This window comes from Prevotella sp. MGM2 (assembly GCF_002933955.1).
In the GTDB taxonomy this organism is placed as follows: Bacteria; Bacteroidota; Bacteroidia; order Bacteroidales; family Bacteroidaceae; genus Alloprevotella.
On record NZ_BEWW01000145.1, the window covers coordinates 1 to 12,724 of the forward strand.

The 12,724-nt window shown below is 52.1% G+C and carries 9 protein-coding genes; all 9 read right to left on the bottom strand.

Annotated elements, in window-relative coordinates; all coding sequences use genetic code 11:
* Positions 1 to 321 precede the first annotated feature (321 nt).
* Entirely contained in the window at positions 322 to 774 is a 453-nt protein-coding gene (locus C5S62_RS03320) for a GatB/YqeY domain-containing protein (RefSeq protein WP_104404045.1), read from the bottom strand.
* A gap of 44 nt (positions 775 to 818) precedes the next feature.
* On the bottom strand, positions 819 to 2,129 hold the full coding sequence (gene ftsZ, locus C5S62_RS03325) for a cell division protein FtsZ (protein ID WP_104404046.1): 1,311 nt from the start codon (positions 2,127 to 2,129) through the stop codon (positions 819 to 821).
* Positions 2,130 to 2,227: 98 nt separating this feature from the next.
* A complete protein-coding gene (ftsZ, locus tag C5S62_RS03330; protein ID WP_104404047.1) occupies positions 2,228 to 3,538 on the bottom strand; it encodes a cell division protein FtsZ in 1,311 nt (436 codons plus the stop codon).
* Between the two features lie 67 nt (positions 3,539 to 3,605).
* A complete protein-coding gene (gene ftsA, locus C5S62_RS03335; protein ID WP_172485969.1) occupies positions 3,606 to 5,078 on the bottom strand; it encodes a cell division protein FtsA in 1,473 nt (490 codons plus the stop codon).
* 72 nt (positions 5,079 to 5,150) lie between these two features.
* Positions 5,151 to 5,885, bottom strand: a complete 735-nt coding sequence (locus C5S62_RS03340; RefSeq protein WP_104404049.1) for a cell division protein — start codon at positions 5,883 to 5,885, stop codon at positions 5,151 to 5,153.
* A gap of 48 nt (positions 5,886 to 5,933) precedes the next feature.
* Positions 5,934 to 7,322 (bottom strand): UDP-N-acetylmuramate--L-alanine ligase, encoded by a 1,389-nt coding sequence (murC, locus tag C5S62_RS03345; protein WP_104404052.1) that lies wholly within the window; start codon positions 7,320 to 7,322, stop codon positions 5,934 to 5,936.
* A gap of 194 nt (positions 7,323 to 7,516) precedes the next feature.
* Positions 7,517 to 7,690, bottom strand: coding sequence for a hypothetical protein (locus tag C5S62_RS13500; protein ID WP_172485970.1), 174 nt, complete (start codon positions 7,688 to 7,690; stop codon positions 7,517 to 7,519).
* A 36-nt stretch (positions 7,691 to 7,726) separates the two neighbouring features.
* A complete protein-coding gene (locus C5S62_RS03350; RefSeq protein ID WP_104404050.1) occupies positions 7,727 to 10,237 on the bottom strand; it encodes a hypothetical protein in 2,511 nt (836 codons plus the stop codon).
* Positions 10,238 to 10,334: 97 nt separating this feature from the next.
* Positions 10,335 to 12,554: a polyribonucleotide nucleotidyltransferase gene (gene pnp / locus C5S62_RS03355; RefSeq protein WP_104404051.1), complete on the bottom strand. Its 2,220-nt coding sequence runs from the start codon at positions 12,552 to 12,554 to the stop codon at positions 10,335 to 10,337.
* Between the last annotated feature and the right edge of the window lie 170 nt (positions 12,555 to 12,724).

A 12,724-nucleotide genomic window follows, 5' to 3' on the forward strand; every position in this document is an offset into this window, starting at 1 on the left:
ACGACTTTAACATATTTAACTTTCCGCAACACTTCGGAATGTTAAAACATAGGTTGAAAGTAGTGAAAGAGAAAAAGTCCGTATCGGAATTTCAATACGAATACTTGGAATTTAAACTCTAATACAGGGATTTTCAGAAAGTGAAACGGGTGAAAAAGTCAAAAAATCCCCTGAAAAACACGCAAAAAGCGGGACATCCCACGAGGAAGTCCCGCTTTGCTGTTACAAAGATAATGAATTTTACGGCCGAAAGCAAATTATGTTAAAATAGACGGCCGACTGAAATCAGGATGATTCTTGTGCTGAGAATATACGCAGGGATTATTGGGCCAACAGTCGCTTGACCAGTTCCGAAACGGCTTTGCCGTCTGCCCGTCCGGCCAGTTTCTTGGAGGCCACTCCCATTACTTTGCCCATATCCTTGGGGCTGCAGGCGCCGGTTTCTTCCATAATGGCCCGTATCTCGGCCTCCAGTTCTTCGGCACTGAGGGCGCGGGGCAGATATTCCTCGATGACAGCTGCCTGTGAGGCCTCTTCTTCCGCCAGGTCGGGCCGGCCTTGTTCCGTATAGAGGGCCGCCGTGTCGCGCCCTTGTTTGGCCAGTTTGGCCAGGATTTTCAGTGCGGCGGCATCGGTCAGCTCATCGTTGGCACCCGGAGCCGTTTTGGCCTCGATAAAATATTTCTTGATGTTGCGCAGTGCCTGCAGGCGCACTTTGTCCTTAGCCTTCATGGCCGATACGATGTCTTTGCTCACTTGTTCGAAGAGTGTCATAATGTTTGTTTTTTTACGGTATGTTTGAATATTGCGTTGTCAGTTCAATTTTCGTAGAAAGTGATGATGCCCTCCGCATAGTCGTGGCCGGCGGTGGCAGCCGTTGCGCTTTCCTCTTTGTGGGTCGCCTGTGACATGGCGCATAAGGCGCTCAACTGTTCAATGGTCCGGCGGGCGGTGGGCACGGCCTCCACTTCTTCAATGAGACGGTCGTTGTCGAGGTCGTCGGGAGTGTAGAGAAATATTTTCGGCCGTCGGCGTAAGGTGGGGTGCTTCCCGCTGCGGGAGCTGTTGAGCTCTTGGTAGAATTCTCCGCGCCGCTCGGCTTTCCGCTCGGTCTGTGCCGGATTGTCGCATGCGGTGGCCCTTTCCTCTTGCGCCTGCCTGCGGCGGCCGTTGAGGCTGAATCCTGAAGCCAGAATGGTTACTTTCACTTTACATCCCAAAGAATCGTCCACAATCAGTCCCCACTTCGTTTCAATGTCGCTCCCGAATTTGGCCATGAAATTGTTCACCTCATTCATTTCCTCCATCATGAGCGTATTGCCCTCTGTTGAACTGGTCGAGATAGCCAGAACGATTTTTTTGGCGCTGTAGATGTCCGAATTGTTGATCAGTGGAGAATAAAGTGCGTCTTCAATGGCTTTTGTCATACGGCCTTCTCCCTCGCCGTGTCCTGTCGACATGACGGCCACCCCCCCGCGGGTAAGCACGTTGCTCACATCACGGAAGTCGAGGCCTACCTTGCCGTGGCTGGTGATTATTTCCACAATGCTCCTCACGGCCATGGTGAGTACTTCATCGGCCTTGCGGAAGCCGGTGATGATGTCGAGCGAGGTGTAGATGTCGCACAGCCGTTGATTGTTGATGACGAGTACGGCGTCCACTTCCTGGCTAAGGGCTTCAAGACCGTCAAGTGCCTTGTCTATTTGCCGTTCCCGCTCAAAGAGGAAAGGAAGTGTCACCACGCCCACTGTGAGTATGCCTTTTTTCATGGCCTCACGTGCAATGACCGGCGAGGCGCCGGTACCGGTGCCGCCTCCCATTCCAGCGGTGATGAACACCATTTTAGTTTCGTCGTCGAGAGCTTCGCGCACCTTTTCCACACTCTCTTCGGCATACTGCTGCCCCAAGGCAGGCCTGCCGCCGGCTCCTAGTCCGGGACCCATTTGCAGTTTTTCGGGTACAATGGCGTCTTCAAGGGCTTTGCTGTCGGTGTTGGCCACAAGAAAGCGCACTCCGTCAATGCCCTCGCGGTACATTTGGCTTACGGCGTTGCCGCCTCCGCCGCCCACACCGATGACTTTTATGATTGAAGGCAGGTTTGATACTGTCAGTTGAATGAGTTCGGACATAATTCCTGATGCTTTTTGCGATAGGGGAATCTTCTGTGAAAAACAAAGTCCAAGGCCAAAGCCCCGGACTTTAATGATAATCGCCCATGAGGCGCTGGTTATGCAAAGGAAATGACTCCCGGCATGCCGTGGGAGGCCGATTCCGGTTCGAAGGCCTTACCTTCGCCGGCCTTGGCTTTTATTTCGTTGAGTTGTTCTTTGGTGCGCTTGTAGGTGGGATTGATCTCCACCATGGAAATGATTTCTTCGTTGTCGAGGTCTTCAAGGCCGAAGAGATAGACTTTCGGACGCTTGCGCTGTCCGCCTTTTTTGTCGGCCGATCCATAGAACTGGCCGCGGCGCTCTTCGTTCTCCTCGAGCTTTTCAGCTTCTTTCTGCCGGCGGGAGGCCTCTTCCGCATCGTGCTTGTCTTTCATGCCCGGCACGGTGGAAATGCCGAAACCGGTGGCCAGAATGGTTATTTTTACCTTTTTGCCGAGAGCAGGGTCGGTGGAAAGTCCCCATTTCGTTTCCACATCGTCGTGGAACTTCGACATGAATTCATGCACCTCGTTCATTTCTTCCATCATCAGTGAGTCGCCTTCTTTTTCGGCGCAGAAAGAGATGGAGAGGAGCACTTTCTTGGAGTTGAATATGTCGTTGTTGTTGAGCAGAGGCGAGTGGAGCGCGTCGTCTATGGCTTTTGTCACGCGGTTTTCACCTTCGCCGTATCCGGTGGACATGATGGCCACACCGCCGTCTTTGAGCACGGTGCATACATCGCGGAAGTCAAGGTTGATAATGCCGTGCATCGTAATGATTTCGGCAATGCTGCGGGCGGCTACGCTCAGAGTGTTGTCGGCCTTTTCAAAGGCGCTCAGCACGTTGAGGTCGGGATAAATCTCGCGCAGGCGCTCATTGTTGATTACGAGCAGGGCATCGACATGCTTGGATATTTCCTCCACGCCGTCAAGGGCCTGGTCTATCTTCTTGTTGCCTTCGAAAAGGAAAGGAATGGTAACGATGCCCACGGTGAGAATGCCCATGTTCTTGGCTTCGCGTGCCACCACAGGTGCGGCGCCGGTGCCGGTGCCGCCTCCCATTCCAGCGGTGATGAACACCATTTTCGTTCCGTCATCGAGCATCCGGCAGATGTCGCCCACACTTTCTTCGGCAGCTTCGCGGGCGCGGGCGGGAATATTGCCGGCGCCAAGCCCTTCCTTGCCCAGCTGCAGACGCATGGGTACGGGGGAGTCGCAGAGGGCTTTGGAGTCGGTATTGCACAGCACGAAGTTGACATCGTGAATGCCTTCTCTGTACATGTGGTTGACAGCGTTGCCGCCTCCGCCGCCTACGCCGATTACCTTGATTATGGAGGGGCTGGTGGAAGAGATGCCCATATCTATTAAGTGATTATTCTGTTCTGACATGATAGTTTGGCTTCATGGCCGGTATTGGGAAAATGCGCAGGATTTGCTTCTCGCCGGCCGGTCTGTGTTACTTCTTTTCTTTTTTCTCTTCTTCGTTGATGATAGGCTCTTCGTCTGCCACGACCTTTCGGGCCACCTCGCTGAATTTTCTCCACATTTTTGTGAATGCGCCCGGTCCTTTCTGCTTTTGAACCACTTCCTGTTCGTTCTCTGTCAGGCTGTTGTCGCTTACAGCCTGTCCGCCGGCCTCGCCGGAAACACTTGGTGTGTGCTCTCCGTTGTTTTGCAATCCTGTAACACCTCCTGTCGATGGTTTGCTGACAGGGATTTCGTTGCCGGCCATGTTGTTGCCGAAAATGTCTACGGTCTCTGTACCCAGTTCGGCGCCGCAGCAGTTGAGTTCGCACTTGTCAATGAGTGCGATGGCTGTGTTGTAGGAACCGTCGGCATTGAAATTGCCTTGTGCCTTGCCTTCAACGCGCACCTGTTGACGGATATTTTTGACAAAGCGCATTTTTTCGAAACCGGTATATTTCAGAAACGCTTTGTCCGTGTCTTTCATGCAGGCTGCACCTCCGGCAACGATGAGTCCGCCGATGAGTTGTGATTTGTCGTAGCCTGAGAGTGCTATCTGATTGTTGATATTGAGAATGATTTCTTCCATGCGGGCTTCAACCAGTCCGCTGAAGTCTTCGAAACTGACCGTCCGGCCGTCTTGAAGCACTATGGGAGCATGGCCCTCGGTGTTTTCGCGATAGGCTGATCCGTATTGGCGCTTGAGGCTTTCGGCTTCCTCATCTTCTATTTGAAGGCTGCATAGGTCGCGGTTGATACTGGCACCGCCTAAGGGGATGATGGCCAGATGGCGCAGGAGGTTGTTGCGGTATACGGCTACGGAGGTGGTCTCGGCACCCATGTCTACAAAAACGCATCCGGAACGTTTTTCGGGTTCGCTGAGAATGGTGTCGGCCAAAGCGCAATGGGAAATGGGAATACCGGCAATTCCGATGCCTTTCTGTGAAAAACAATCGCGGATGTCCTGATTGACAGAAGCACTGGCTACGATATTCAGGAACTGTCCCTCGATGCTTTCAGAGGAAATGCCTACAGCATCGTCTGTCTCCTGGGCGCCGAGGATGTACTTCTGAGGAATGACTTCAAGTATTTCCCGATCGTTTCCCGGCATAGTGCGGTTTGAATCGAGCAGGTTTCTGACAATGTCTTCTGTTATTTGGGTCTTTTCGCCTAAATGGCGTGTTACGGAGTTACGCACGCTGTGAAGTCCCATGCCTCCTACCCCTACATATACACGGGTTATGGATTTCTGGAGTTTCTTTTCCAGATGCTCCTTGATGTCGTGAATACATTGGACGGTTTTATTGATGTTGTTGATCCGTCCTTTGCGGATGAAACTGTCGGACTTTTTCTGGACATGTGCCAGCACGTTGATAGCACCGTCGGGTTGTTTGTGTCCGGCGATGGCCGTAATCCGTGAAGAGCCTAGCTCAATCGTTACGATGATGTTGTCGTCTATTGCCATATTAGTAGCTTTCTTTCGTTTGGGTTGTGAGAAATGCGCGTGCCGGAACATTTTGGGCAGACGTGCAGTCTGTTATTTTTTTGCTATCACCTGATTCGAAAACTCCAGCGATATTTCCTTATAGGCATTCCAGCCTACTTTGGGCAGCACTTTGTTGTAGAAGGCGCGCATGTTTCGGAATTGTTTTGCTATGGTGAGGCTGTCAGCCAAAGCACCGAGATGTATCACTTCGCATCCGATTCGCGGAACAAGGTCTACGTGGCGTTTACCGTTTACGTTGATTTGTACAATCAGGTCATTGGCTGTCGGATTTGCATGCAGATAGCGTCCCAGACAGATGAGTCTGTTTTTTACAAATGCCTTGTCAATGTTGCCAGTCGCAACAACTAGATCAGCCTTATTGTCCTGTGAGTTCATCGGCTCGCCTTTGTTGTCTACATAGTAGTCCTCGCCATTGTCGGCTTTTACTCTCATGATGGGCAGGCGTTGCGAAACAATGATGCTCACGCGGCCTTTAGGCGTTTTATAGCAGATGGCCTGTTTGATGAAAGAGTTCTTCAGCAGGGCCGCTTCTATCTTGGCACCGTCAACCTTGTTCATGGGGCGCCCTACAGGGTAAAGCCCCTCTCTCTGGAGTAGCCGTATGATTTCAGTCTCGGTGATGAATCCTGCGTGGGTACTGTCAATTATTTCCGCCTTTACTTCCTGGCATGCTGTGCTGTCATCGCCTCCCGAAATGCTCGTGAAGGCAAAGACAAGATATACCAGTAGGGCTACCAGCAAGAGGAGTTTCAGAATATTCTTCATATCGGCGCGGTGTTACATCGGTCGGCGTGAAATTGCCGCTTGTCTTGTTCAGCCGATGGCGTATTTCTTTTTCAGTATTTGGGTTATTTGTGCGCAGTGGTTATCTACGTCTCCCGCTCCGAGTACTATCAGTACATCGTAATCGCCTTGTTCAATAATAGTCGGTACGTCCGTTACTTTACAAAGGACCCGCTCCATGTCGGGACGCAGTTCATCGTAGATGATTTGGCTGGTCACGCCGGGCAGCGGCTTTTCGCGTGCCGGATAGATGTCCGTCAGAATCACTTCATCGAGTTGCGACAGACTTTTGGCGAAGTCTTTATAAAAGTCGCGTGTCCTTGTGAATAAATGCGGTTGGAAGATAGCCGTGAGACGCCGTCCGCCGAATACCTCCCGCAACGATGCGATGCTTTGCCGTATTTCTTCGGGATGATGGGCATAATCGCTCAGAAAGACAATGCGGTCGGTTTTCAGTTTGAAATCGAACCGGCGGTCCACTCCGCCGAAGGTTATCATGGCCGTCCGTATCTCCTCTTCTGTGGCGCCGGCTATTTGTGCCAGTGCCATGGCGGCAATGCCGTTGTCTATGTTTATGCTTACGGGCACTCCCAGTTCCACGTTGGCGATGTTACCCATCGGCGATACGAAGTCGAAGACAATACGTCCGTCGCCTATACGGATGTTTTCGGCATGGAAGTCACCTTCCGACCGGGAATAATCGTAGCGGCGCACGCCTTCTTGTACGCGTTCTTGTATTTGGGCGCCTCGGTGTACGATAAGTGCGCCTCCCGGTTGTATGAGGCTGGTGTAGTGGGCGAAACTTTCCATATAAGCCTCTTCGGTGCCGTAGATGTCAAGATGGTCGGCATCAGCGGATGTGATGATAGAGGCGAAGGGGCGGAGGTGATGGAAAGAGCGGTCAAACTCGTCAGCCTCGATGACTACATAGGGACTTTTGGGTGCAAGCAGATAGTTGGTACCGTAGTTTTTTGTGATGCCGCCCAGAAAGGCGTTGCATCCCACGTGACTTTGGTGCAGCAGGTGGGCGGTCATGGCCGTGGTCGTTGTTTTGCCGTGTGTGCCAGCCACGCAAAGACCTTTCATTTGCCGTGTCAGTACTCCCAAAACTTCTGCGCGTTTGCGTATATTGAAACCGCCTTCGCGGAAAAAAGCCATTTCCTTGTGCTCGGCCGGAATAGCCGGTGTGTATATCACCAAAGTGTGATGTGCGTTGCGGCAGGTGTCCGGAATAAGAGCGGGATTGTCTTCATAGTGGATGCAGGCTCCCTCCCGGCAGAGTTGTTCTGTGAGCTCGCATGTCGTGCGGTCGTAGCCGGCTACGTGCACGCCTTGCGAGAGAAAGTAGCGTACCAGCGCGCTCATGCCGATGCCGCCGGCGCCTACAAAATAGACAGAATGTATATTCTCAGCAGTCATTACTTTATTGTTATTGGCCAAACTATACAGTTAGTCAGCAAAATTACTAATTATTTTTTGTTGCGTAACAATAAAAGCGCGGCTTTTTTATGTTATTGGTTTATATAAGATAGGGCGGGATACCGGCTTCTTTATTGCCGGCATCCCGCCCCCTTCAAAAAGTGTATGCGCGTTTATAGTGTCACGTCAGTCTCTTAATTGTCAGCCCAGTTGCTGCTGTTCCAGCCGCCCATGTGGTTGGAACCGCTTTCATTGGTCGAACCGTCCGGGTCGATGGTGATGTTTCCGCTAGGCGTGCTGGCTGCTATCATACCTTCGCTTACAATGTCGATACATGCGCTCTCGGGCTGCATATAAGTCTTTTTCATGTTGTGAGAGTTTTTTATTTTGTTGAGTGAATATATTTATTTGACGATGATTTTCTTTCCGTTGCGGATGTACAGGCCACCTTTGCTGACGCTTTCTATGCGGCGGCCGCTGAGGTCGTAAATCTCGCCTTCGCTGTCGTTGTCAGTTACAATGGAGCCGATGCCGGTAGTTTCTCCGAAGTTGAGTTTCAAGGCTTGGGAAACGGCGTTTTCGATGTAAGCCTTATTGGCATTGATGCTGGTGCCTGTAAAGGTGTAGAAGGCGGTGCCTTTGCTGTTGTCAGTGGAGCGTCCCAGAGTGAGGACCGAGTTGGCCGCTACGTTCTTGATTACGTTTGTGCCGCTGAGGCCTTCGCTTGTGCCGGTACCTTCACCCAGGAATATGGTGGCTTTCTGAGCGCCTTTTTCGCCTTTGAGGATGATGGCGTTGTTGGCGGCCACGCCTTCGGTAGCTTCGTAAAGGTCAACGTTCTCGCCGTTCACCTTGCCGGTGTACATCGTCGCGCCTTCGCAGGAGGCTACGTCAAACGGGAAGTAGGCCGTAGCGTAGGAGGCATCATCATTGCCGTTGCTGAGGAGAGGCACCTCCACATAGTGTGCGGGAATCAAATACCAATAAGAGGCCGGGTCGTCAAAGTCATAGTTGAAGATGCGCCAACTGTTGCCACCTGCGGTCTGGTGCATTACGCCGCCCAATGTGCCGGTAATCTTGAATGTGTAGGAATTTTCGGCTTCTTTGGGAGTCAGAAGGAACGAACCGGCGCTGGATATCGTTTCCACGAATTTCGCTCCGGGGTCCTCATTGGATTGAGGCAGCATGGACATGTATTTACCCATGTTGGCATTCTTGAAGTGTACGCGATCCTCATTGTTGACATCTTGTTCCAGATACCATATAAGGTTAACGTTACCTACGGTGTGTGGAACTATAGACATCGGCTCGTTGCCCAAAGGCATGGTTTCTTCGTTGTAGACACCGAAGCCCAGCATGCAGTTCTTTCCGTTTATTTTGCGGGAGGCGTTTACGATGCGATAATAGGCATTGGGAACAAATTTAATCAGTTCGTATGGTGCCTCGCTGTAAAGTTTTCCGAGCAAATCGGCTTTTTCAAAGTCGTAGGGGTCTGCCAATGCGGCGTCATAAGCATCGGTGATAGGTTTGAGCTGATCAGCCGTAGCATTGAAAGTTCCAACGGCACCCAAGGGCAAGACCTCTCCTCGGCCAATCTGTTTCTTGGCCCTGTTCAGCACCGGTTCGGCTACGGACATAAAGTGACAGGTGGAGCCTTGGTCGTTGTCGGTCCATGTCTTCAGTTTGTTCTCTGGGGCAAAACGGTTAATGAGTCTGTTGTCATTTTTAAGATGGAAGCAGCAGTTGTCGGTCTTGTCATCGTATGACCTTGTTTGTTTCAAGAACCACAAGTTGTTGTCGTCTGTGGCGGAAATCTGAATATAATCGCCGGACAAACGTACCCACTTGTCAGCGCCGGCAGCTTTGTTGTGTATTTTGAAACCGTCAATAAGATTGCCTGTGAAGGCCCACAAGTATGCATCTTCATAAACTTTGTTAGACAAGTTGGCTAGTGAAACCGTGCTGATGGCTTCATCATCTCCAGCGTATTTCCATTTAATGGGACCTTGGTTTCGGTGTATTTCCACGGATTGCCATTTGAGGTTGTCCGTGTTTTCAGACACTTGGAACGGCAGAACGGGCGAACAGGTGATGTTAATCTCGCTCAAATCATCAGGAACATTTTCATTCTGATAATCATAGCTGTCAATTCTGATATAAGGTAATTGAGTTATGGCTGAAGAGGGAACCGGTTTGCCTTTTTCTACCAATACATCGGGAATTTCCTGATAGATCTTTCCATTTAGCTTATATTTGAGGGTGACAGTGGCAACAGTTGAGGTTTCTTCAATTGTTACAGGGTAAATTCTGTAGATACTGTTGTTGCTGCCGGTTCCTACGATTGTATCAGTTGCCCATCCTACAACCGGAGTGGCATGATTGGTCGGATTACCGTTGAGGTTGGCATGGGTCTTATCGTCTTCCGATGTTTTTCCTCTTAAGAAGAAATAGCCGTCATTAAAGGCTGTATGTGCAGTAGATGTGTAAGTTCGGCTGATAAGGAAGAAGCCGGCCTCTTCTTTGGAGTCAACGAGCGTAACCGCACTGTTGTGAGTAGGTGCCTTGAGATATTTTCCGGAGACAGTTTTCAGATAATAGTGGCGGGTGTCATCTGTTGTTCTGTTTTGCTCGAAACGGATGATCACTTTCAACTTGTCGTCTTTCGTGTTTACGAAGTCATTGAGGTTCTGACTTATCGCTTTCAGTCCGGTGGTATCCTCATTTTCATAGGGGAACCAGTTTCTACCGGTGTTGTAGAGTATGTAATATTTTGATTCGTTGATGTTTCCGGGGGTAAGTACGGGGCTTCCCACTGATTTTATGAACTTTCCTTGAATGTCCAAACTCTGCGCCATGACTGTGACTCCCAAGAGCGAGACCATGAGCAGAATGAATAAAGAAGTAATTCTTTTCATAGTTTAAAAATAGGATTTTATAATTAGTGATTGTTGATTGATTCTTAATGTCGGCAGGGGATGGAGCTATGGCTCTTTCATTCAAATTTTAGCGGTGTCAGTCGTGGCGTTCGCGGCGGGGACCACGGTTTTCGCGGCCTTCGCCTTCGCGTCGCGGACGGCGGGCGGGACGTTCCTCCCAGCCTTCTGGTTTTTCCTCAAGCACCCGGTGGGAAAGGCGGAACTTGCCCGTTTTCTCATCGATTTCGAGCAGTTTTACGCTGATGGTGGCACCTTCGCTGATGCCGGCTTCCTCAACGCTTTCAAGGCGTTTCCAGGCTATTTCGCTGATGTGGAGCAAGCCTTCCTTGCCTGGCATGAATTCCACGAAGCAGCCGTAAGGCATGATGCTCACCACTTTGGCTTCATAAACCTCGCCCACTTCGGGAATGGCTACGATGGCGCGGATTTTGGCCATGGCAGCGTCGATGGAGGCTTTGTCGGGGCCGCTCACCTGTACCTTGCCTACGCCGTCTTCCTCGTCGATGGTGATGGTGGCGCCGGTTTCTTCCTGCATGCCCTGAATGATTTTTCCGCCCGGGCCGATAACGGCGCCGATGTATTCTTTAGGAATTTCGAAAGCCTCGATGCGGGGCACGTGAGGTTTGAGGTCGGGGCGCGGAGCGTCCATTGTCTCGACAATTTTGCCGAGGATGTGCTCGCGGGCCTGCTTGGCCTGCATGAGAGCCTTTTCAAGAATTTCGTATGACAGGCCGTCGCACTTGATGTCCATTTGTGTGGCCGTGAGTCCTTTGGCGGTTCCGGTGGTCTTGAAGTCCATGTCGCCGAGGTGGTCTTCGTCGCCCAAAATGTCGGACAGTACGGCATATTTGTCCTCGCCCGGGTTCTTTATCAGGCCCATGGCGATGCCGCTCACGGGCGCTTTGATGGGTACGCCGGCGTCCATGAGTGCCAGTGTGCCGGCGCAGACGGTGGCCATGGAGGAAGAGCCGTTGGACTCAAGGATGTCGCTGACAATGCGCACGGTGTAGGGGAAGTCGGCGGGTATCTGTCCTTTCAGGGCACGCCATGCAAGATGGCCGTGGCCTATTTCGCGGCGGCCTACGCCACGCTGTGCACGGGCCTCGCCGGTGGAGAAGGGGGGGAAGTTGTAGTGGAGGAGGAACTTCATGTAGCTCTTGTCCAGCACGTCGTCAACGAGTTTTTCGTCGAGTTTCGTTCCGAGTGTGCAGGTGGAGAGCGACTGCGTTTCGCCGCGGGTGAAGATGGACGATCCGTGAGGTCCTGGCAGGGGGTCTACCTCGCACCAGATGTGGCGTATATCGGTGGTTTTGCGGCCGTCGAGGCGGATGCCTTCGTCGAGGATGCAGCGGCGCATGGCATCGCGCTCCACATCGTGGTAATAGCGGTCGATGAGGGCGTTCTTTTCCTCAAGCTCTTCGGGAGCGAGGGCGGCGTGTGCGCCGGCGTAGGCTTCCTTGAAGTTCTCGCGGACGGCCTCGAAGGCTTCGGCGCGCGCGTGCTTGTCGAGGGCCTGCTTGGTGATGTCGTAGCAGGGCTGGTAGCATTCGTCCTTGACTTGCTGGCGCAGCTCTTCGTCGTTGACCTCGTGGCAGTAGGTGCGTTTCACGTCCTTGCCCAGTTCGGCGGAGAGTTCCTTCTGGAGGCGGCACATGGGCTTGATGGCCTCGTGGGCCACTTTGAGGGCCTCGAGCAGGGCGCTTTCGGGCACTTCGTCCATTTCGCCTTCCACCATCATGATGTTTTCTTCGGTGGCACCCACCATGATGTCCATGTCGGCCTTTTCAAGCTGCTGGAAGGTGGGGTTGACTACGTACTGGCCTTCGATGCGTGCCACGCGTACCTCAGAGATGGGGCCGTCGAAGGGAATGTCGGAGCAGGCCAGGGCAGCCGATGCGGCAAAGCCGGCCAGAGCGTCGGGCATGTCTACGCCGTCGGCGGAGAAGAGCGTGATGTTGACGAAGACTTCGGCGTGGTAGTCGGCGGGGAAGAGCGGGCGCAGGGCGCGGTCTACAAGGCGTGAGGTGAGGATCTCATTGTCGCCGGCGCGGCCTTCGCGCTTGGTGAAGCCGCCGGGAAAACGGCCGGCTGCCGAATATTTTTCTTTATAGTCGCACTGAAGGGGCATGAAGTCAGTGCCGGGCACTGCGTCCTTGGCACCACACACTGTGGCAAGCAGCATGGTGTTGTTGAGGCGCAGCATGACGGCGCCGTCGGCCTGTTTGGCCAGCTTGCCGGTCTCGATGCTGATGGTGCGTCCATCAGGCAACTCGACGGTCTTGGTAATCACGTTCATCTGATTAGATTTCTTATAAATAAATTCAAAAATACTTCTGTAAATCGCGCAAAATTAGCAAATTATTTTGAGTTCTGACGGAAAGCCCCCGTTTTTTTGTTTTTTTATGTTTGTGTGTGAGGCGCGGTGATGGCATGCGGTGTGGCGGAGTATGCCGCATGCCTGTTTTA